At 67.5% G+C, this 21,625-nt stretch carries 18 protein-coding genes and 1 pseudogene; 11 read left to right on the forward strand and 8 right to left on the reverse strand.

The window, feature by feature from the left end; translation table 11 throughout:
• Positions 1–1,138 precede the first annotated feature (1,138 nt).
• The 6 genes from QE399_RS13790 to dld all read left to right on the forward strand — a co-directional run bounded on the left by QE399_RS13790 (position 1,139) and on the right by dld (position 9,336).
• Entirely contained in the window at positions 1,139–2,140 is a 1,002-nt protein-coding gene (locus QE399_RS13790) for an AraC family transcriptional regulator (protein WP_309829366.1), read from the forward strand.
• A gap of 245 nt (positions 2,141–2,385) precedes the next feature.
• Positions 2,386–3,216 (forward strand): oxidoreductase, encoded by an 831-nt coding sequence (locus QE399_RS13795; protein ID WP_309829368.1) that lies wholly within the window; start codon positions 2,386–2,388, stop codon positions 3,214–3,216.
• A 559-nt stretch (positions 3,217–3,775) separates the two neighbouring features.
• Positions 3,776–5,458, forward strand: coding sequence for an L-lactate permease (gene lldP, locus QE399_RS13800; RefSeq protein ID WP_309829370.1), 1,683 nt, complete (start codon positions 3,776–3,778; stop codon positions 5,456–5,458).
• Positions 5,459–5,479: 21 nt separating this feature from the next.
• Positions 5,480–6,268: a transcriptional regulator LldR gene (gene lldR, locus QE399_RS13805; RefSeq protein WP_309829372.1), complete on the forward strand. Its 789-nt coding sequence runs from the start codon at positions 5,480–5,482 to the stop codon at positions 6,266–6,268.
• A complete protein-coding gene (gene lldD, locus QE399_RS13810) occupies positions 6,265–7,401 on the forward strand; it encodes an FMN-dependent L-lactate dehydrogenase LldD (protein ID WP_309829374.1) in 1,137 nt (378 codons plus the stop codon). Before lldR ends, lldD begins: the two co-directional genes overlap by 4 nt.
• Positions 7,402–7,578: 177 nt before the next feature.
• Positions 7,579–9,336: a D-lactate dehydrogenase gene (gene dld / locus QE399_RS13815; RefSeq protein ID WP_309829377.1), complete on the forward strand. Its 1,758-nt coding sequence runs from the start codon at positions 7,579–7,581 to the stop codon at positions 9,334–9,336.
• A 60-nt stretch (positions 9,337–9,396) separates the two neighbouring features.
• On the opposite strand, the gene QE399_RS13820 is transcribed toward dld, so the two are convergent.
• Positions 9,397–9,813: a ferric uptake regulation protein gene (locus QE399_RS13820; protein WP_309829378.1), complete on the reverse strand. Its 417-nt coding sequence runs from the start codon at positions 9,811–9,813 to the stop codon at positions 9,397–9,399.
• Between the two features lie 300 nt (positions 9,814–10,113).
• On the opposite strand from QE399_RS13820, the gene QE399_RS13825 reads away from it, so the two are divergent.
• Positions 10,114–10,911 carry a DUF2325 domain-containing protein gene (locus tag QE399_RS13825; RefSeq protein WP_309829380.1) on the forward strand — a complete coding sequence of 266 codons (798 nt, stop codon included), beginning with the start codon at positions 10,114–10,116 and terminating at the stop codon, positions 10,909–10,911.
• A gap of 100 nt (positions 10,912–11,011) precedes the next feature.
• On the opposite strand, the gene putA is transcribed toward QE399_RS13825, so the two are convergent.
• A complete protein-coding gene (putA, locus tag QE399_RS13830; protein WP_309829382.1) occupies positions 11,012–14,764 on the reverse strand; it encodes a trifunctional transcriptional regulator/proline dehydrogenase/L-glutamate gamma-semialdehyde dehydrogenase in 3,753 nt (1,250 codons plus the stop codon).
• Positions 14,765–14,897: 133 nt separating this feature from the next.
• Here putA and QE399_RS13835 point away from each other — a divergent pair, with 133 nt between their 5' ends.
• From QE399_RS13835 to rlmD, 3 genes and pseudogenes are all read left to right on the forward strand, one after another.
• Positions 14,898–15,374 (forward strand): Lrp/AsnC ligand binding domain-containing protein, encoded by a 477-nt coding sequence (locus QE399_RS13835; RefSeq protein ID WP_309829384.1) that lies wholly within the window; start codon positions 14,898–14,900, stop codon positions 15,372–15,374.
• A gap of 87 nt (positions 15,375–15,461) precedes the next feature.
• Positions 15,462–15,767: a hypothetical protein gene (locus QE399_RS13840; RefSeq protein WP_309829386.1), complete on the forward strand. Its 306-nt coding sequence runs from the start codon at positions 15,462–15,464 to the stop codon at positions 15,765–15,767.
• Between the two features lie 34 nt (positions 15,768–15,801).
• A pseudogene (gene rlmD / locus QE399_RS13845) lies at positions 15,802–17,239 on the forward strand (23S rRNA (uracil(1939)-C(5))-methyltransferase RlmD).
• Between the two features lie 194 nt (positions 17,240–17,433).
• On the opposite strand, the gene QE399_RS13850 reads toward rlmD, so the two are convergent.
• Together QE399_RS13850 and QE399_RS13855 are read right to left on the reverse strand one after the other, a co-directional pair.
• The gene (locus tag QE399_RS13850; RefSeq protein ID WP_309829388.1) at positions 17,434–17,808 is read right to left on the reverse strand and encodes a hypothetical protein; all 375 of its coding nucleotides are present in this window, start codon (positions 17,806–17,808) and stop codon (positions 17,434–17,436) included.
• Positions 17,809–17,917: 109 nt separating this feature from the next.
• The gene (locus QE399_RS13855) at positions 17,918–18,610 is read right to left on the reverse strand and encodes a Bax inhibitor-1/YccA family protein (RefSeq protein WP_309829390.1); all 693 of its coding nucleotides are present in this window, start codon (positions 18,608–18,610) and stop codon (positions 17,918–17,920) included.
• Between the two features lie 247 nt (positions 18,611–18,857).
• On the opposite strand from QE399_RS13855, the gene QE399_RS13860 reads away from it, so the two are divergent.
• Entirely contained in the window at positions 18,858–19,265 is a 408-nt protein-coding gene (locus QE399_RS13860; RefSeq protein WP_309829392.1) for a GlcG/HbpS family heme-binding protein, read from the forward strand.
• Positions 19,266–19,474: 209 nt separating this feature from the next.
• Here the strand turns inward: QE399_RS13860 and hemP are convergent, their stop codons facing one another.
• The 4 genes from hemP to QE399_RS13880 form a co-directional block, all read right to left on the reverse strand.
• Positions 19,475–19,693 (reverse strand): hemin uptake protein HemP, encoded by a 219-nt coding sequence (hemP, locus tag QE399_RS13865; protein WP_309829394.1) that lies wholly within the window; start codon positions 19,691–19,693, stop codon positions 19,475–19,477.
• A 90-nt stretch (positions 19,694–19,783) separates the two neighbouring features.
• Positions 19,784–20,191 (reverse strand): ExbD/TolR family protein, encoded by a 408-nt coding sequence (locus QE399_RS13870; RefSeq protein WP_309829396.1) that lies wholly within the window; start codon positions 20,189–20,191, stop codon positions 19,784–19,786.
• A 6-nt stretch (positions 20,192–20,197) separates the two neighbouring features.
• Positions 20,198–20,911, reverse strand: coding sequence for a MotA/TolQ/ExbB proton channel family protein (locus QE399_RS13875; RefSeq protein WP_309829400.1), 714 nt, complete (start codon positions 20,909–20,911; stop codon positions 20,198–20,200).
• 15 nt (positions 20,912–20,926) lie between these two features.
• Positions 20,927–21,619, reverse strand: coding sequence for an energy transducer TonB (locus QE399_RS13880; protein WP_309829402.1), 693 nt, complete (start codon positions 21,617–21,619; stop codon positions 20,927–20,929).
• Between the last annotated feature and the right edge of the window lie 6 nt (positions 21,620–21,625).

A 21,625-nucleotide genomic window follows, 5' to 3' on the forward strand; every position in this document is an offset into this window, starting at 1 on the left:
GAGGGGTCCGCCCATTCGGTAACAACTACATATGGTGGCATGCGGCTGCATTTCAAGGCTCATTCCTCGCTTGAGCCTCCCTCCACTCTTTGCCCATCCCTCGGCCCTGAGCTGCGTGGATTGCCTCCGGGCTGGGGAGGTTGTACCGGTCTTGCTGCGTCCATCGGATGTGCCATACGCAGGCCGGAATAGCTTGCACTGCATTGAGTGCCGGCGGCTGGCCGGCAAAGCTGAGCAGTGCGCTTGCAGGTCGTAGGTACACAGGCTGTACTCTACGTACGTGCCACTACGAACAAGCCCGCGTGAAGCGGGCTTTAGGAATTTGGCCGTGGACTCTTACGCGACCCACGCTTACGGCAATTCACATGCAGGACTGATCTTCTACTTTTTTGTCGCGAACAATCGTGCGACGCGCCGGTTGGATGCGGCTTGCCTGGCCAGGCACCAGCGAGTTGTATGCCTGCTGGGTTGATTCATAGTAGCACATCGTTGCCGAAAGGTGTTTTGGGATTGGGCGCGCGCTCCTGCACCTGCTATCTCTTCGGGTATCTGCCATGTCATCGGCATGGCCTCTTCTGGCACTGCCGAGCCAACTGGGATCGATGCGGCAGGCTGCGCGCAAGGCGCAGCGGCTGACCCAGTCGGCGCTGGCCGGCCGACTCGGCCTGAGCTAGGCGTGGCTTCTTGCTCGTACATCCGCGGCCATTGCCGAAGTGCAAGCCGAATTGCCACAGGACTTCTCACCGCGTGTCCGCGATGCCATCGTGGGCGGGCTTGAGCAGGCGGTCTGAACACTCCGTGGGATGCCGCCGTAGGCAGGCGAAGAGCGGGGCGTTCCAGGGCAAGTTCGAGCGCGCTAACATGCAACGTGATCGACGATAAGGCTGAAAGTGTAGATGCCGCGCAAATCGTTCCATAACCCGCGCCAGGCTTAAGCGAGCTTTTTTGACGGTAAATGCCGACGGTAAAACTTACGACGATCATCGCAAATCCCTTTAACCACGCGGGCTTGCGAGACCTGTTGATGATGGAGTGGGAGTGAACTGACGGCTACCGGGCAGCCCAACGCATCGGGCCTGGCGTCGTGCTAACGGTATGACGACGCAATCCCGGTGCCAACGACTTTGTCAGGCCTGTCATGCCGCGCCAAACGAAATTTACCCTGGATCCCGGGTGGCAACCGCTTTTGAAGGACCTGGGTCTTTCTGCCGCTCGCGTCCTGGTGGCGGCCGGGCTGCCGGAAGATCTGTGGAACCAAGAAGAGCGCGGAGTCACGGCCGAGGCGTATTTCCGCTTTTGGCGCGCCGTTGAGGCCGCAGCAGGTGGCACGGCCTTTCCCGTGCGCCTGATGGCGGGTTTCTCCGCCGAGTCGTTCAGCCCCCCGTTGTTTGCAGCGCTGTGCAGCGCCCATCTGGCGCAGGCCGTGCAACGGCTGGCCCGATACAAGCCCCTCGTGGCGCCCATGCGCCTGGACGTGGAGGTGGGGCGCGCCGGGGAATTGACGATCGCGCCCCGTTGGCTCGTGGGTTCTGCGGACGTCCCGGACTCCCTGCAGGTGACCGAAGTCGCCTTCTTCCTGAGGCTCGCCAGGCTGGCCACGCGAGTGCCTGTGACCGCATTCCGTGTGCGGTCGCCGGCGCAGGTTCCGTTGGCAGACCGTCCTCAGTACGACAGATTCTTCGGTGTGCCGGCGGAGTACGGCGAGGCTGCCTGCATCGCCTTCAGCCCCGAGGCTGCCGTGCTTCCCTTCGTCACAGCCAACGACGGCATGTGGCGTGTCTTCGAGCCGGACTTGCGGCGGCGTCTGAGCCAATTGGATATGGATGCACCGGTGGCGGAGCGCGTTCGGTCGCTTCTTCTGGAGCTGATCCCCAGCAATGCGGCAACGGTCGATGTGGTCACTCGGCGCCTTGGAATGAGCAAGCGGACGCTGCAGCGCCGCCTGGAAGCGGAGGGCGCCAGCTTCCGTGCGTTGCTCAATGCCAGCCGCGAAAACCTGGCACGCCACTACCTGCACAACACCACCCTGTCGGGTGGAGAGATCGCCTTTCTCCTGGGGTTCGAAGACCCCAATTCCTTCTACCGTGCGTTCCAGGGCTGGACCGGGCAGACGCCCGAAGGTGTCCGTCGAGCGATGTGATCGCTGGCGGCACCGAGGGCGGGGGAGAGGAGGCCATTGGGCTACCGCGGTCTGCAGGGGCAACGCGGTTGCGGTGCAGCCTCCATGAGCGTGACGGTGTGGGGAGCCGCCTGGCACACATGGCAGGCAGCTTGGCGCATTCCGCAAGGGCCGGTCCTCGAGGTGGCTTCTACAGTGACGGGCGAGCAAGGTCGCGGCTGCCTCGGCCGCCTCCGGCACTTTGTCCCAGAAAAGGATCCGTCTATATGAATGCCAAAGTCGCGCTGGTCACGGGCGCATCGTCCGGAATCGGCGAAGCCACCGCGCTCAGGTTGAAAGAGCAGGGTTGTATCGTCTATGCCGCAGCGCGGCGTGTCGACCGCATGCGGTCGCTGGCACGCGCTGGCATCCATGTGTTGAAGATGGATGTGACCGACGACGCGTCGGTACAGGCCGGTGTGGATGCGGTGGCCGGCGGGTCCGGGCGCATCGATGTGCTGGTCAACAACGCAGGCTACGGCTCCTACGGTGCAGTCGAAGAGGTGCCACTCGCGGAGGCCTGCGCCCAGTTCGACGTCAACGTGTTTGGCGTTGCCCGCCTGACGCAGCGGGTACTGCCGCACATGCGTGCGCAGCGGTCAGGAACCATCATCAACATCACTTCGATGGGCGGCAGGATGCACACGCCGCTGGGTGCGTGGTACCACGGAACCAAGTTCGCCCTGGAAGGCTTCAGTGACTGCCTGCGCCTGGAAGTGGCGCCGTTCGGCATCGACGTCGTGATCGTCGAGCCGGGCGGTATCAAGACCGAATGGGGTGGCATCGCCGCCGCGAAGCTCCGCGAGATGTCCGGTCGCGGCGCCTACGCGGAGCAGGCGAGCGCGATGTCCGAATGGATGGTGGGCGAGGCCAGTCGAAAGCAGTTGTCGCCCCCCGAACTGATCGCGGACACGATCGGCAGAGCGGTGGCGGCACGCCGTCCGAAGACGCGCTACGCCGTTGGCTTCGGCGCGAAGCCTTTGATCTTTTTGCGGCGCCTGCTGTCCGACCGTGCATTCGACAACCTGATGCGCCGCGCTGCGGGCTTCCCACGCTAGGGCCGACGTTCGCGATGGGCCTCCGGACGCGCAAGGCGTCCGCCCGGACGACCGCGCGTTTTTCCCACCACTGCTGACGCCAGTGTGGTCGGCACTGTGAACGACTGCCACTCGGGTCAGATCCGCCGGAAGACTTTCGGCGAAGGGTCAGTCTTCCCCGTCAAACACTGCTGGCTTTCTTGCCGCTGTACGGCGATCAACGGGTCCGACGCGCTACCTCACGAATTGTTTTGGGCGGCCCTTCAGTGCCCGGAAGGCATTTTGATCCATATCGCTTATTGGTATTACCAATACAGGAGGTAATAGACGGGCGCACGCGGTATTTGGGGGTTTTCCCTGTGCATCGGTATGGATTGACTGCGGGAGAATTCCGGAATTCCACCAATTGGTTTGCATTGGTAATACCAATATTCAAGCCAGGAGGAAGTTTCTACCCGGTGGTGGCCGCCACTTCATGAAAGCAGACGCCCACACATCGACTGCCGCGCGCGAGCACGGTAGCCCAAGGGGTGGCTTTTATCCGGGCGGCTTTCGCCCATTCACCCGAGTCCGCATCGCCATGCAACCCATCTGGCAACAGAACTACGACCCCGCCGGGAACATCTGGATTTCCGCGCTGGTGGCGCTCATTCCCATCGTCTTCTTCTTCCTCGCATTGACGAAGCTGCGGCTCAAGGGCTACCAGGCCGGCACGATCACGGTGCTGCTGTCCTTGGGCGTGGCGCTGCTGTTCTATCGCATGCCGGTCAGCGCGGCCCTGGCATCTGCGGTCTATGGTTTCTTCTACGGCCTGTGGCCCATCGCGTGGATCATCGTGGCCGCGGTGTTCCTCTACAAGATCTCGGTGAAGACGGGTCAGTTCTACGTCATCCGCTCGTCCATCCTGTCCGTCACGCCCGACCAGCGGCTGCAGCTCATCCTGGTGGGCTTCTGCTTCGGCGCGTTCCTGGAAGGCGCGGCCGGCTTCGGCGCGCCGGTGGCCATCACGGCCGCGCTGCTGGTGGGCCTGGGCTTTCGGCCTCTCTACGCGGCGGGCCTGTGCCTGATCGCCAACACGGCGCCAGTGGCCTTCGGCGCCATGGGTATCCCGATCATCGTGGCCGGGCAGGTGTCGGGCGTCGATGCCTTCGCCATCGGGCAGATGGCCGGGCGCCAGCTGCCGTTCATGACGGTGATCGTGCTGTTCTGGCTCATGGCGATCATGGACGGATGGCGTGGCGTCAAGGAAACCTGGCCGGCCGTGCTGGTGGGCGGGGGCTCGTTCGCCATCGTCCAGTTCCTCACGGCGAACTACATCGGACCGGAACTGCCGGACATCACCTCGGCCATCGTGTCGTTGGTGGCGCTGACCCTGTTCCTGAAGGTGTGGCAGCCCAAGCGGATCTTCCGCTTCGATGACGAAAAGTCCGCCCCGGGCTCCGCACCCGCAGCGGCCACCGGTGTGTCCAGCGGCGTGCCGCTGACGACCGGCACGGTGCTCAAGGCCTGGTCCCCGTTCATCATTCTCACGGCCGTGGTGACGGTGTGGAGCATCAAGCCGTTCAAGGCGCTGTTTGCGGCGCAGGGCGCGCTCGCCTCCACGGTGGTCAATATTCCCGTGCCCTTCCTGCACAACCTGGTGGAGAAGGCGCCGCCCGTGGTGGCGGCTGCCACGCCCTACGGTGCGGTGTATTCGCTCAACTGGCTCTCGGCCACGGGCACGGCCATCCTGATCGCCGCGCTGATCACGATCGCCTCCACGCGCCTTTCTCCGGCCAAGGCTGTGGCCACACTGGGCGAGACGTTCAGGGAACTGGCCGTGCCGATCTACTCCATCGGCATGGTGCTGGCCTTCGCCTTCATCGCCAACTACTCCGGCCTGTCCGCCACTTTGGCGCTGGCCCTGGCGCACACGGGGCACGCCTTCACGTTCTTCTCGCCCTTCCTGGGCTGGATCGGCGTGTTCCTGACCGGCTCCGACACCTCGGCCAATGCGCTGTTCGCCGCACTGCAGGCCACCACCGCGCAGCAGCTGGGCCTGCCCCAGGTGCTGACGGTGGCTGCCAACACCACCGGGGGCGTGACGGGCAAGATGATCTCGCCGCAGTCCATCGCCATCGCCTGCGCTGCGGTGGGCCTGGCCGGGCGGGAGTCGGACCTGTTCCGCTTCACGGTCAAGCACAGCCTGGTGTTCGCCGCCATCATCGGTGTGATGACCACCCTGCAGGCGTACATTTTTCCGTGGATGATCCCGGGGCACTGAAACCGTACACCCGAGGATCCCATGCGCCTGGCTGACCACGTCGTCGAGAAATTGCTTGCCCTGGTGCAGGCCCGCGGGCTGCAGGCCGGCCAGCGCCTGCCGGCGGAGCGGCAGCTCGCCACCGAACTGGGCGTATCGCGCACGTCCATCCGCGAGGCCATCCAGAAGCTCACCAGCCAGGGCGTGCTGGCCAGCCGGCGTGGAGACGGCACCTATCTGCAGACATCGTCTTCGGCGGAATGGCTGCAGCCCGCGGTGGTGCCTCTGGCGCGACTCATCGACTCTGACCCGCACTACCGCTACGACGTGCTGGAGACCCGCCACGCGCTGGAAAGCAGCACGGCCTGGCTGGCCGCCCAGCGCGCCACCGCTCAGGACAAGGACCGCATCCAGCGCTGCTTCGAGGTGATGCTGCAGCACCAGCAGAGCGGCAACGCAGAACTGGCGGCGCGGGCCGATGCCCAGTTCCATCTCGCCATTGCCGAGGCATCGCACAACCTGGTGCTGGTGCAGGTCATGCACAGCCTGTTCACCATGGTGCTCTCCACCGTGGAGCGCAACCGGCACGACATGTTCCGCCTGAGCGAGCCGGTGACCATGCAGGCGCTGACGGCGCAGCACCAGGCGCTGATGCAGGCCATTCTCGACAGCGACCCGCAGCGCGCGCGCCAGTGCATCGGCGAGCACCTGGAGCATGTGCGCACCACCATCCAGCGCCTGGACGAAGACCGGGCGCGCCGCGAGCGCTCCATGCGGCTGCCACTGGATGTGGCTCCGCTGCTGCCTCCCGAACCCACACGACAACCATGATCATTTCCTCCACTGCCGACTACCGAGAAGCCGCGCGCAAGCGCCTGCCGCCCTTTCTCTTCCACTACATCGACGGTGGTGCCTATGCCGAGCAGACGCTGCGGCGCAATGTCGAAGACCTGGCCGCGGTCGCGCTGCGCCAGCGTGTGCTCAAGGACATGAGCCGGCTCGACACCAGCATCGAGCTGTTCGGAGAGAAGCTCTCCATTCCCGTGGCCCTGGCGCCCGTGGGCCTGACGGGCATGTACGCCCGGCGCGGCGAAGTGCAGGCTGCGCGCGCGGCCGACCGGCACGGCGTGCCCTTCACCATGTCCAGCGTCTCGGTTTGCCCGATCGAGGAAGTGGCGCCCAAACTGAGCCGTCCCATGTGGTTCCAGCTCTACGTGCTCAAAGACCGCGGCTTCATGAAGAACGCCTTGGAGCGCGCCCAGGCTGCGGGCTGCACGGCGCTGGTGTTCACGGTGGACATGCCCGTGCCGGGCGCGCGCTACCGCGACGCGCATTCCGGCATGAGCGGCCCGAACGCGGAACTGCGCCGGTACTGGCAGGCGTTCACCCACCCCCGCTGGTCATGGGACGTGGGCGCCATGGGCCGTCCGCACGACCTGGGCAACATCTCGGCCTACCTCGGCAAGCCCACGGGCCTGGCCGACTACATGGGCTACCTCAGCGCCAACTTCGACCCCTCCATCTCGTGGAAGGACCTGGAGTGGATCCGCGCCTTCTGGAAGGGCCCGATGATCATCAAGGGCATCCTCGATCCAGAAGACGCCAAGGACGCGGTGCGCTTCGGCGCGGACGGCATCATCGTCTCCAACCACGGTGGCCGCCAGCTCGACGGCGTGCTGTCGTCGGCCAGGGCGCTGCCGGCCATCGCGGACGCGGTGAAGGGACAGATCAAGATCCTGGCCGACTCGGGCATCCGCAATGGCCTGGACGTGGTGCGCACCATTGCGCTGGGCGCCGATGCCGCCATGATCGGGCGCGCCTTCGTCTATGCCCTGGCCGCCGCCGGAGAGGCCGGCGTGAAGCACCTGCTGGAGCTGCTGGAGAAGGAAATGCGCGTGGCGATGACGCTCACCAGCGTATCCAAGGTCTCCGACATCTCGGGCGACCTGCTGGTGAAGGCCTGATGGCAACCCTCTGAGCGGCTGTGCCGTATCCCGCTGCCTCTGTTACCGGTGCGCGGGGCAGGGCAGGGCGACCGCTGCCCGGTACCGGCAGTCCTGAGGCGGCGCCTGCAGGCCCGGGCCGCGCCCTATCGAAGATTCGCGTCCGCAAGGCACGCAACGGATGGATGGAGACATGACATGACTGATGCATCGGCCACGGCCGTTCCGCGCGAAACGCTGCTCGGCCAGCTGCGCGCTGCCGTGGGCGCCGCCCATGTGCTGACTGACGACCAGGCGACGCGGCGCTTCCGCAAAGGCCACCGCGCGGGCGAAGGGGCGGTGCTGGCGGTGGTGAGGCCGGGCACGCTGCTCGAGCAGTGGCGGGTGCTGCAGGCCGCCGTGGCGGCCGGGCGCATCGTCATCATGCAGGCAGCCAACACGGGTCTGACCGGCGGTTCCACGCCGGACGGCGCGGACTACGACCGCGAGATCGTGCTGGTCAACACGCTGCGTATCACCGGCGTGCAGGTGCTGGGCGGCGGCGAGCAGGTGGTCTGCCTGCCGGGCGCCACGCTCGACCGCCTGGAGCAGGCGCTGGCGCCGCTCGGACGCGAGCCGCACTCGGTGATCGGCTCATCGTGCATCGGCGCCTCGGTGCTGGGCGGCATCTGCAACAACTCCGGCGGCGCGCTGGTGCGGCGGGGCCCCGCCTACACCCAGCTGGCGCTGTACGCGCAGGTGCGCGAGGACGGCGCGCTGCAGTTGGTGAACCACTTGGGCATCGTACTGGGCGATACGCCCGAGGAGATCCTCACGCGGCTGCAGAGCGGGGACTACACCGCAGCCGACGTGCTGCACGATCCGCAGCGCGCGGCCTCCGACCCGAACTACGGCGAGCATGTGCGGGCGGTGGACGCCGACACGCCTGCGCGTTTCAACGCCGATCCGTCGCGCCTGTTCGAGGCCTCCGGTTCGGCCGGGAAGCTGTGCCTGTTCGCCGTGCGGCTGGACACCTTTCCCAAGGAGCCCAGCACCGTGTTCTACGTTGGCAGCAATGCGCCCGATGACCTCACCGCCGTGCGCCGCCACCTGCTGACGGCGTTGCCGCGGCTGCCCATCGCGGGCGAGTACATCCACCGCACGGCCTACGACATCGGCGAACGGTACGGCAAGGACACCTTCCTGCTGATCGACCGCTTTGGCACGGCGCGTGTGCCGGCCGCATTCGCGCTCAAGAGCCGCATCGACGGCTTCTTCGAGCGCTTCGGACTGCGGGGGGTGACGGACCGCGTCATCCAGGGCCTGACCCATCTGCTGCCCAGCCACCTGCCGCCGCGCATGCTGCAGATGCGTGAGCGCTACGAGCACCACCTGCTGGTGCGGGTGTCCAACGACACGGCAGACGCCACGCGCGATTTCCTGGCGCAGCACTTCGGCCCCAGCAGCACCGGCGGATTCTTCGAGTGCGATGCGGAGGAAGGGCGCAAGGCGTTCCTGCACCGCTTCGCCATCGCGGGCGCCGCCATCCGCTACCGCGAGGCGCACCGCGCCAGCGTGGAAGACATCGTGGCGCTGGACGTGGCCTTGCGGCGCAATGACCGCGATTGGGTCGAACAGCTGCCGGCGGACGTCGAGGGCGATGTCATCCACAAGCTTTATTACGGGCATTTCTTCTGCCACGTGTTCCACCAGGACTACATCGTGAAGAAGGGCGTGGACCCGCTGGCGATGGAGCACCGCATGTGGGCGCTGCTGGATGCGCGGCGGGCGGAGTACCCGGCCGAGCACAACGTGGGCCACCTGTACGTGGCCAAGCCGGCGCTTGCCGGCTTCTACCGCGAGCTGGACCCCACCAACACGTTCAACCCGGGGATCGGGCACACCTCCCGCCTGCAGGGCTGGGAGGCCTGCTGCGACGCGCCGGCCGCATGGCCCAAGGGCTATTCGGAACCGTGAACGGAAGAGAAGGTGTCGTGGGCCGCCGGGCCCGCGGCGCGCGAGCTGGCCGACGACGGGTCAGCGCGCTGTGCGCGGCGCGCCGTACGCCGTGACCACGTAGGTGGACAGGTCGAAGCCTTGCTCGGCCGCGATGGCGACCAGGCGTTCCTGGATCAGCGGGTCGTGGAATTCGCGCACCTCGCCCGTCACCGTGCACACCAGGTGGCCGTGGTGTTCCTCGCCGTCGTTCAGTTCGTACACGGCCTTCTGGTGCCCGAGCATGCTCTTCTTGAGCAGGCCGGTCTGCTCGAACTGCGCCAGCACGCGGTACACGGTGGCCAGGCCCAGGTCGATGTGGCGGTCCATCAGGTGGCGGTAGACGTCTTCCGCGGCCAGGTGGCGTTCGTCGCTGGTGCGGAACACTTCCAGCACTTTCAGGCGGGGCAGGGTGGCCTTCAGGCCGGCGCTCTGCAGGTCGGGCGGCGGAGGGGACATGGCGTACGGCAAGGGGATGGGGTCTGACGCCGGTTCATCGCAAAAAAAGCCTGGCTACGCGAGCACGCCCGTTGGCTGGCAAAAACGACCCTTCGGACTATGGCAGTCCTGGAGTCGCCCCACGATGAAACTGGTCGGCGGTGACCGGGGACTGGGCGCCCTGGTCAGCGATTGACGGCAGTGTAGCATTGAATGAGAATGGTTATCAATACAATAGGTAAAAATTTGGGATGAGGCGTGCTGCCCCGCAGGGGCTCACGCAGCGCTTCACCCTGTTTCCATCGCCCACAAGGAGCGCGCATGACAACCCCCCCTTTCGAGCACCTGCTGGATGAACACCGGGCGCTGCTGGCGCACTACGGGCGGGCCCAACTGCGCTGCACCCAGTTGGTGACGGCGCAGGCGCACGCCATCGCGCAGATGCAGGCCGAGATCATCCGTCTGCGGGCGCAGGTGGTGGTGCGGGAGACCGCGCTGGCCTGGGAGCGTGAAGACCGAGCGGCCTTGCTGGCCCAGTTGCCGGGGTTGCCGCGCCGCCGGGTGCTGGCACGGCAGGTGGAAGGGCTGGCCGCGCGCATCCATGACCTGGCCCGCGATGTGCTGCACTGGCAGTGGCGTGCCGGCGCCCGTCCGCTGCCGCTGCCAGCGTCGTCCGCGCCATCGGGCGTGCAGCCCGCTGCCGCTGTGCCGGACGGTGCTGCCCCGGCTGCCGCGGTGGACCGGCCCGATGCCACGGCCCCGCGCTCCGTGCTGTGCATCGCGCAGGACGCGTCCGGGGCGCTGGTGACGCAGCGCATGGTCGAAAGCGCCGAAGGCCTGGTGACGGCGCAGGCGGCGGCGGACGCCGCGATCGTGGCCGCTGAGGACGGACACGCAGCGCTGGAAGCCAGCCTGGTTGCCGCCGACCTGGTCATCTGCCAGACCGGCTGCGTGGGGCACAACGCCTACTGGCGCGTGGAGGACCATTGCCGGCGTACAGGCAAGCCCTGCGTGCTGGTGGACCAGCCGCAGGTCGTGCACGTGCTGCGCGGCCAGCACAGCGCGCACGTCCCGCACGGCGTGCTGCTGGCGGAAGCGGCTGCCCCGGCCGGACGTTGAGCGGCTCCGCTGCCGGCCTCTTTATTTTGCTATAAAATTAATAGCTGATTGCGCTTGTGGAATAAGCGCCAGAGGCCAAAAAGGCTTGAATTCTTAAGCCTCAAGCCATGGTCATCAGGCTGGCGTTGCCGCCTGCCGCGGCCGTGTTCACGCTCAGCGCGCGCTCGATCACCAGCCGCTCCAGCGGGATGTCCGTGGCGCCCGGGGCCAGGCCGGTGACGCCGACGATGGCGCCAGGGCGCTGCGCCACAGCCGCGCACACGCGGCGCAGGGAATCGGCATCGCCATGGTGGAGCACGGCGTCCAGCGCCACCGCGCCGTCCTGCCAGTCGCTCACCAGGGCGATGCGCTCCTGCACCGTTGCTGGCAGCTGCCCGCGCAGCGCGGCGGCTTCGTGCTGCGGCCACACGGCCGTCCCACCGACCGCCAAGATGGCCGCCAGCTGGGCCAGCCGGTCGCCGTCCGATGCGGCCAGGCACAGGGTGCGGGCGCGGGGCGCCAGCGTGTACTGGTTGCGTTCCCCAGTGGGGCCTGGCAGCGTGGCCGACAGCCCGGCCACGCTGGACTGGCCCAGCGCGGCGCAGGCGGCGACCAGCGCCGTGCGGCCGCCCGCGTGGGCCCATTCGGCCAGCGCGTGCAGCGTCGGCTGCAGCGCGGTGCGGGCCTGCGCGTCGGGCGCGACAGTGGCGGTGCTGGCGATGGCCGCCTGCGCCGCGCCGGCCGGGTGCTGCGACAGCAGGCGCAGCAGGTAGAGCGGTCCGCCCGCCTTGGGGCCTGTGCCCGACAGGCCTTCTCCGCCGAAGGGCTGAACGCCCACCACGGCGCCCACCATGTTGCGGTTCACGTACACGTTGCCGGCATGGGCGCGCTGCACCACGCGCTCCACCGTCTCGTCGATGCGCGTGTGCAAGCCCTGAGTGAGGCCGTAGCCGGTGGCGTTGATCTGGTCGAGCAGCGCGTCCATGCGCTCGCGGGCATAGCGCACCACGTGCAGCACGGGGCCAAACACCTCGCGCTGCAACTCGGCGATGCTGTTCAGCTCGATGAGCGTGGGTGCCACGAAGGTGCCGGCTGCCGCTACCTCGCCCGCCACGCCTTGCTGGAACACGCGGCGGCCCTGCGCGCGCAGGGCGCTGATGTGCTGCTCGATGCCAGCACGAGCCTCCTCGTCGATCACCGGGCCCACGTCCACGGCCAGCGCACCCGGGTTGCCCACGTGCAGCTCGGCCATGGCGCCCTGGAGCATGGCGATCACGCGGTCGGCCGCGTCCTCCTGCACGCACAGCACGCGCAGGGCGGAGCAGCGCTGGCCTGCGCTGTCGAAGGCCGAGGCCACCACGTCCACCACCACCTGCTCCACCAGCGCGGAAGAGTCCACGATCATCGCGTTCTGGCCGCCGGTCTCGGCGATCAGCGGGATCGGCCGGCCGTTCGCATCCAGGCGCCCGGCCACGCTGCGCTGGAGCAGGCGCGCAACGTCGGTGGAGCCTGTGAACATCACGCCCATCACCCGCGCGTCGCCCACCAGGCGCGCGCCCACGGTCTCGCCCCGGCCCGGCAGCAGCTGCACGGCACCGGCCGGCACGCCGGCCTGGTGCAGCAGGCGCACGGCCTCGGCGGCCACCAGGGGCGTTTGCTCGGCGGGCTTGGCCAGCACCGTGTTGCCGGCCGCCAGCGCGGCGGCCACCTGGCCCAGGAAGATCGCCAGCGGAAAGTTCCAGGGGCTGATGCACACCACCGGGCCCAGCGGCCGGTGCGTGGCGTTGTCGAAGTGCTCGGCCGTCTGCACCGCGTAGTAGCGCAGAAAGTCCACCGCCTCGCGCACCTCGGCGATGGCGTTGGCGGCGGTCTTGCCGGCCTCGCGCATCAGCAGGCCGAGCAGCGGCACGGTGCTGTCCTCCAGCAGGTCGGCCGCGCGGCGCAGCGCGGCGGCGCGCTCGGCGGGCGCCACGCCAGACCAGGCCGGCAGTGCGGACTGCGCGGCCTGCAGCGCGGTGTCCACATCGGCCTCGGCCGCTTCCTGCACCTGGCCGACCACGGCGGCGTGCTGCGCCGGGTTGCGCACGGCCGTGGTGGCTCCGCCGGCAACGGGCCCGTCGATGATCGGCGCGGCATGCCACTGCTGGCCCGCGCTGGCGGCCAGGGCCGCGTCGAGCGTGCGCAGCACGTCTTCGCTGGACAGGTCCAGCCCGGCCGAGTTGGCGCGGCGCGGGCCGTAGAGCTGGCGCGGCAGCGGAATGCGCGGGTGGGGCAGGGCGGCCCGGCCTTCGGCGGCGGTGTCCGCGTCCACCGTGGCCACCGGGTTGCCGACAAGCGCTTCCAGCGGCAGGGTGGCATCGGCCACGCGGTTCACGAATGAGGTGTTGGCGCCGTTTTCCAGCAGCCGGCGCACCAGGTAGGCGAGCAGCGTCTCGTGCGTGCCCACGGGGGCGTAGATGCGGCAGGGCCGGCCCAGCTTGCCGGCCGCCAGTGGGCCCACGACCTGCTCGTACAGCGGCTCGCCCATGCCGTGCAGGCACTGGAACTCGTACTGCCCGGGCTGGTAGGTGGCGGGGTCTGCCAGCTGGTAGATGGTGGCCAGCGTCTGCGCGTTGTGCGTGGCGAACTGCGGGTACACGGCCTCGGGCGCGGCCAGCAGCTTGCGCGCGCAGGCGATGTACGACACATCGGTGTGCGACTTGCGCGTGTAGACGGGGTAGTCGGCCAAGCCGTCGACCTGGGCGCGCTTGATCTCGCTGTCCCAATAGGCACCCTTGACCAGGCGGACCATCAGCCGGTGGCCGCTGCGGCGGGCCAGGTCGACACAAAAGTCGATCACAAAGGGGCAGCGCTTCTGGTAGGCCTGGATCACGAAGCCGATGCCGTTCCAGCCCGCCAGCGACGGTGCATGGCACAGCCGCTCCAGCAGGTCGAGCGACAGCTCCAGCCGGTCGGCCTCTTCGGCGTCGATGTTCAGGCCGATGTCGTAGCCGCGGGCCAGTTCCACCAGCTGCAGCACGACGGGGTAGAGCTCGTCCATCACGCGCGCGTGCTGGGCGCGGCTGTAGCGCGGGTGCAGGGCCGACAGCTTGATGGAGATGCCCGGGCCTTCGTACACGCCGCGGCCGTTGGAGGCCTTGCCGATGGCGTGGATGGCGTCCACGTACGACTGCATGTAGCGCGCGGCGTCCTGGGCGGTAAGGGCGGCCTCGCCCAGCATGTCGTACGAATAGCGAAAGCCCTGGGCTTCCAGCGGCCTGGCATTGGCGAGCGCCTGGGCGATGGTCTCGCCGGTCACGAACTGCTCGCCCATCATGCGCATGGCCATGTCCACGCCCTTGCGGATCAGCGGCTCGCCGCCCTTGGCGGTGAGCTTGCGCAGCGCGGCGCTCAGGCCGCGCTCGCTGTGCGTGGCCACCAGCTTGCCCGTGAGCAGCAGGCCCCAGGTCGCAGCGTTGACGAAAAGCGAGGGGCTCTTGCCCAGGTGCGGCTCCCAGTCGCCGGTGCTGATCTTGTCGCGGATCAGCGCATCGCGCGTGGCGGCATCGGGAATGCGCAGCAGCGCCTCGGCCAGGCACATCAGCGCCACGCCCTCCTGCGACGACAGCGCGAACTCCTGCAGCAGGCCCTGCACGATGCCGGCGCGTCCGCCGGCCGCCTTGCGGTGGCGCAGCGTGTCGGCCAGGCGCAGGGCCAGGGCCTGGATGTCGGCTCCCACGCTGTGCGGCACGCGGGCCAGGTGCAGCAGCGGTGCCAGCGCTTCGGGCTCGGGCCGGCGGTAGGCCGCCGTGATGGCATGGCGCAGCGGGTGGTTGTCCGCGCCGCGGTGCGCGAATGACGGGGCGGCTGCAGTGTGGGCGGTGGCGATGGTCATAGACGTAATGGAGGCGGGGCGGGGCGTCGGCGGATCCGATGACGGGACGGGATGATGATTGGCGCCATCATCTGGCGAATCTGATCGAATAAATGTTCGAAAATAAAGCCATTCGCCTCATAAAAATCTATCCATGGCCATTGAGCAAAACGATCTGGACCGCATCGACCGCAAGATCCTGAAGATCCTGCAGGAAGACGGGCGCATCGCCAACCTGAAGCTGGCCGAGAGCGTTGCCCTGTCGCCCACCGCGGTGCTGGCCCGGGTGCAGCGGCTGACGCGTGACGGCTACATCCTGGGCTACGAGGCGCGGCTCAACCCGCTGAAGCTGGGCGCGGGCATGCTGGTGTTCGTCGAAGTGCTGCTCGACCGCACCACGCCCAATGTGTTCGATGAGTTCAAGGCGGCGGTGCAGGTGCACCCGGCCATCATGGAATGCCACATGGTGGCGGGCGGCTTCGACTACCTGCTCAAGACCCGCAGCGCCGATATGACGGCCTACCGCGAGTTCGCCGGCAACGTCCTCTGGCAACTGCCCGGCGTGCGCGAGACGCGCACCTACGCGGTGATGGAAGAGGTCAAGCATTCCACCCACCTGCATCTGGGCTGACGCAGCCCCGGGGCCATCGCCGGCTGGAGCCGGTCCGGCTTCTCCGCAATAATGCCCTGCACATTTTCAGAAACGAGGACACACACCATGCAACCAGCCATCCGCTACGCCGCCGCGGCCCTGCTGGCGGGCCTGGCCAGCCAGGGCGCGTCGGCCGCCTGCTACCAGGTCTATGGCGCCGACCAGCAGCTCGTCTACCGCTCGACCGTCCCGCCGGTCGACATGGCGCCCCAGCTGCACCAGACCGTGCCCCAGGTCGTGCCCGGCGGCACCATGGTGTTCACGCTGGACAACAACGGCTGCGAGTTGGAAATCAACCGCCTGCCCACCGCGGCCACCGGCAGCGGCTACGGCGGCTTCGTGCAGCGCCCGCCGCGCGCCGACCGGGGCTGAGGCGGGCTCCCTCGCTCTGAGACAATCGTGGGGTATGAGCGACCCCACAGAACAATCCTCCCCCAACGATCTCCCCCCCGGCTGGCTCGACAGTGACGTCCATGGACATGGACGCCCAGGGCGTGGCCCGCAAGCCCGATGGCAAGGTCGTCTTCATCGACGGCGCTCTCACCTTCGAGATCGTCAGCGCCAACACCCACCGCAAGAAGAACAACTGGGAGCAGGCCAGCCTCACGGCCATCCACCGCGAATCGCCCCAGCGCGTACGCCCGGGCTGTCCGCACTTCGGCCTGCACGGCGGCGCCTGTGGCGGCTGCAAGATGCAGCATCTGCATGTGGGCGCGCAGGTCGCCGCCAAACAGCGCGTGCTGGAAGACAACCTCTGGCACCTGGGCAAGGTCAAGCCCGAGACGGTGATGCGCCCCATCGAAGGGCCGGCCTGGGGCTACCGCTACCGTGCCCGCCTGGCCGTGCGCCACGTCATCAAGAAGGGCACGGTGCTGGTGGGGTTCCACGAGCGCAAGAGTCGCTACATCGCCGACATGGGCGTGTGCCCCGTGCTGCCGCCGCATGTGAGCGCCATGCTCATGCCGCTGCGGGCCCTGATCGCGTCCATGGACGCGCGCGACACCTGCCCGCAGATCGAGCTGGCCTGCGGTGACGACGTCACGGCCCTGGTGCTGCGCCACCTGGAGCCGCTGTCGGACGGTGACCTTGCCAAGCTGCGCGCCTTTGCCGCGGAGCACGGCGTGCAATGGTGGCTGCAGGCCAAGGGGCCGGACACCGTGCGGCTTCTGGACGAAGGCGGCCCGCAGCTGTCTTACGCGCTGCCCGATTTCGGCATCGTCATGCCCTTCAAGCCGACCGACTTCACGCAGGTCAACCCGCACATCAACCGGGTACTGGTCAGCAAGGCGCTGCGCCTGCTGGGCGCCGGCAAGGACGAGCGCGTGATCGACTGGTTCTGCGGCCTGGGCAACTTCACGCTGCCCATCGCCACCCAGGCCCGCGAGGTGCTGGGCATCGAGGGCAGCGAGGCGCTGGTGGCCCGTTCACGTGAAAACTATGTGTCCAATCAGGCTCTGGCGCCCGCTGGTCAATCGCTTGCAGCTACATCTTTCGTAGCGCGCAACCTGTTCGAGATGACGCCCGAGATGCTGGTCGCCGACGGCGTGGCCGACAAGTGGCTGGTCGACCCGCCGCGCGAGGGCGCCTTCGCCCTGGCCAAGGCCCTCGCCGATATCCACCAGGCCCGCATCGGCGCCGAGGACGCGCCGCCCCTGCCGGCCGCAGCCGAGGGCTGGACGCCGCCCCAGCGTATCGTCTACGTCAGCTGCAACCCCGCCACGCTGGCGCGCGACGCCGGGCTGCTGGTGCACCAGGCCGGCTACCGCTGCGTGGCGGCGGGCGTGGTCAACATGTTCCCGCACACGGCGCACGTGGAAAGCATGGCGGTGTTCGAACGCGCCTGATCGGTTGACGCTCCTGCGCACCGCGCAAGCAAAAGCCACGCTCCAGGAGCGTGGCTTTTTTCATGGAGAGGGTCGTAGAGGAAAAAGGGCCTCGGGAGTTGCCCGAAAGCCATATAGGGATGAAATATGCCCCTGGCCCTTATTTAAAAAGCGCAGGCAGCTATCAATAAGTGAGCGTGTGCGCTGGGTGGCCGTCAGCTGCGGTTGCGGTCGGCGCCGGGCTCGCGGGTTTCGGTCTCGATCTCGTCGGAGCGGCGGGGGGCGGCCGGCTTCTCGACCTTGCCCAGGACGGACGGCGTGCCCTCGATCTTGTTCTCGCGCATGTACTGATCCATCTCCTTCCAGCCGGCGAAGACCTGGGCCTTGTTGGCCTTGGGGTTCAGCGTGAAGCAGTCCTCCAGCCCGCGCAGCGCGTGCCGGCAGGCGCCGCCCACGGCCTTGGCCTCGGCTTCGCGCTGGGTGACGCGCGGGTCGGGCCCGAGGCCGGGGATCTCGCAGCCGGCGAGCAGCAGCACGGCCAGCGAGGCCGCGGTCCAGCGCGAGGAGGGGAGGTGGAGAGAGGCGGGCATGTCTCCTGATTATCGGCACGCCCTGCCGGGGGTTGAGGAGCAAGTGCGGCCCCGGGCGCAAAAAAAGGCCTCCGGAGAGGCCTTTCGAAGAGCGGGTGGCTGCCGCGCGTCAGTCGCGCTCGCCGCCCATGATGCCCAGCAGCGCCAGCAGGCTCTGGAACACGTTGAAGATGTCCAGGTACAGGGCCAGCGTGGCACTGATGTAGTTGGTTTCGCCGCCGTCCAGGATCTGCTTCAGGTCGTACAGCATGTAGGCGCTGAAGATGCCGATGGCAGCCACCGAGATGGCCATCATGCCGGCGGACGAGCCCACGAACACGTTGATGATGGCGCCCACCATGAGCACCATCGCGCCCACGAACAGCCACTTGCCCATGCCCGACAGGTCACGCTTGATGACGCTGGCCAGGCTGGCCATCACGAAGAACACGCCTGCCGTGCCGGCGAAGGCCGTCATGATCAGGTCGGCGCCGTTCTTGAAGCCCAGCACCATGCCGATCAGGCGCGACAGCATCAGGCCCATGAAGAACGTGAAGGCCAGCAGCACCGGCACGCCGGCGGCGGAGTTCTTGGTCTTCTCGATCGCGAACATGAAACCGAACGCGCCGCCCAGGAATACGATCAGGCCCACGCCACCGCGCAGCGACTGCGTGATGCCCGTGGAAACGCCGATCCAGGCACCCAGCACCGTGGGCAGCAGGCTCAGCGCCAGAAGCCAGTAGGTGTTGCGCAGCACCTTGTGGCGTTGCTCCTGCGAAATGCCGTAGCCCGCGGAGCCATAGTTGGTGACTTCGGTGTTCATCTTGTATCTCTCCTTGGTTCGCCTGCACAGCGCAGACGATCAAATTCTAGGTGGTGGCCCCAAGGCCCCGTTGCAATACCCTCCCGCACTCCCGTACTTTTAGGATGCAATCTTTTGACCCGGCCGCCGGCCCACCGCCGGGTGGTTGCCAGTATGCTCGAAGCGCGCTTCCGCCGGGGCTCTGCGCCCCGTCCCGTCCGCCGGGGCATCACCCCCTTCTTTTCCTCTTCCCATCCGTTTCCACACCATGAAGACCAAGCCCGTAATCGAACTGTCCGACGTCAAGAAGATCGCCGCCGCCGCCGAAGCCGAAGCGCTGCAGAACCAGTGGGCGGTGACCATCGCCATCGTGGACGACGGCGGGCACCTGCTGTGGCTGCAGCGCCTGGACGGCGCGGCCGCCACGTCGGCCGGCATCGCCCCGGCCAAGGCCCACACGGCTGCGCTGGCCCGCCGCGAGAGCAAGGCCTTCGAGGACATCATCAACAACGGCCGCACGGCCTTCCTGACCGCCCCCGGCATCGAAGGCCTGCTCGAAGGCGGCGTGCCGATCATGAAGGACGGCCAATGCCTGGGCGCCGTGGGCGTCAGCGGCGTGAAGTCCACCGAAGACGCGCAGATCGCCCGCGCCGGCATCGCTGCTCTCGGTCTCTGATCTGCAGGCTCGCCAGCAGCCGCTGGCGGAGCCGCGCCCCGTTCTCGGTGATGGGGGGCGCAATAAAAAAACCGGCCTCGAGGGCCGGTTTTTTATGGGTGTTGTGACAGCGTGGAAAAAGCGCCTGGCTACGCGAGCATGCCCGTTGGCTGGCCAATACGACCCGTGTGGCTGGACGGAGCCAGCCAGGAGTCGCCCCACGATGAAACTCATTTGGTCAGGATCAGCTTTCCGAGCTTGGTCGCCTGCAGGCGGTAGACCGAGCCGTTGTGGAAGATGGATACGGTCTTCTGCCCCTGCAGCAACGACTTGCTGTCCACGGTGGCGGCAGGCGAGCCGTCCCGACCCTGGAGGCCTGCGGCTTGGCCGTCGAACGACGAGGCGCCCAGGAACGATGCGGAAGGGTTGGCGGTCAGTGTGGCTTGCATGAGAACTCTCCGTGCTTTGCGATTTGATTAATGATAACCATTCGCAATTGATCGTCAAGGAGGCGCTGGTCTTTTTTTGTAAGAACGATCTCACTGCGGATCGGTCACGAACCCGATCTTGCGCACGCCGGCGCGCTGCGCGGCCGACATGGCCTGTGCCACGCGCTCGTAGCGCACTTCCTTGTCGCCGCGGATGTGCAGATCCGGCTGCGGGTCCTTGACAGCTTCGGCCTTCAGGCGCGGTTCCAGTTCCTCGTCGGTGATGGTGGTCTCGTTCCAGTGGTACTTGCCATCGGCGGTGACCGACAGGCGGATGGTTTCCGGCTTGATGTCCTCGCGTTGGTTCGAAGCCTTGGGCAGGTCCACGGGCACGGCATGCTTCATCACGGGCACGGTGATGATGAAGATGATGAGCAGCACCAGCATGACGTCCACCAGGGGCGTCATGTTGATCTCGTTCATCACCTCATCGGCGTCGTCTTGCGTTCCGAATGCCATGGCGCATCAACCCTTCTTGATCGGCAGACCCTTGCTCTCGCCGGGCGCGCTCACGCGGGCACCGGTCACGAAATAGGCATGCAGGTCGTGCGCAAAGCTGTTGAGGTTGTTCAGAATGGACTTGTTGCCGCGCACCAGCGCGTTGTAGCCCAGCACGGCGGGGATGGCCACGGCCAGGCCCAGGGCCGTCATGATCAGCGCCTCGCCGATGGGGCCGGCCACCTTGTCGATGGTCGACTGGCCCGACGTGCCGATGGCCACCAGGGCGTGGTAGATGCCCCACACGGTGCCGAACAGGCCGATGAACGGGGCCGTCGAGCCTACCGAGGCCAGGATGGCCAGGCCGGATTGCAGGCGGGCCGTGAACTCGTCGATGGAGTTGCGCAGGCTGCGGGTCACCCAGTCGCTCACATCCAGGCTGTCGTGCAGGTGGGCCTTGGTGTTGCGGTGGTGGGCCGTGGCTTCCCGGCCTTCCAGTGCCAGATGGCGGAAGGGGTTCTGCGGATCCTGGCCGAGCTTGTTCATGCCGGCGGCGAAGTCTTCGCTGTGCCAGAAGTCACGCGCCGCACGGGCGTGCTTCTTGAACTTCACGATGTCCAGGGCCTTGATGAGGATGACGATCCACGACGCCAGCGACATGCCGAGCAGCAGCACGGCCACGGCCCGGGTCACAAAGTCGCCTTGAATCCAGACGTTGGCGATGCCGAAATGCGATTCCATGAAAACTCCTGAAAATTATTCGAGAACAAAATTGACGGGGACCAGGTTCCACATGGTCTCGGGGACACCGTTGCGCTTGCCGGGCACGAAGCGCCAGCGCATCACGGCGTCCTGCGCCTGGCGGTCCAGCCGTTCGAAGCCGCTGGACTTGTTGATTTCCACCTTCTGAGGCAGGCCGTCCGTGCCGATCAACACGCGCAGCACGACCTTGCCCTGCTCACCCAACCGCTTGCTGATGGCGGGGTACGTAGGCTTGGGGTTGTTCAGATAGGCGGCATCGCTCGAGGGCAATTCGATCTTGGGCGGCGCTGGCGGTGCCGGGGGGGCAGGCGCGGGCGCCGGGGGGGCTGCCGGGGCCTCGATGGGCGGCGCTGGCGGCTGGGGTTCTACGATGCCCGTCGGGGCATTCGGCGCAGGCGCGGGCGAGGGGACGGCCACCGGCATCGGCGCAGGGCGGGGCGCTGCCTTGGGGGGCGCGGGCTTCGGCGGCGGCGGGGGAGCCGGCTTGGGCGGGGGAGGGGCCGGCGGCGCGGGTGGCGCGATGAATTCGCTGAGCACCTCCGCCGGCACGATGACTTCGGCCGCACGGCGCAGCAGGCCCGACTGCAGCGCCCACAGCGCCGCCACATGCAGTACCACCACGGAGCCCGCGATCACGGCGTTGCGGCTCAAGCCCCCGGAGGAGCCATATCGATCAAACTGGGACATAAAAGT

Origin of the sequence: Paracidovorax wautersii, assembly GCF_031453675.1 — a bacterium.
Classification (GTDB): Bacteria; Pseudomonadota; Gammaproteobacteria; order Burkholderiales; family Burkholderiaceae_C; genus Paracidovorax.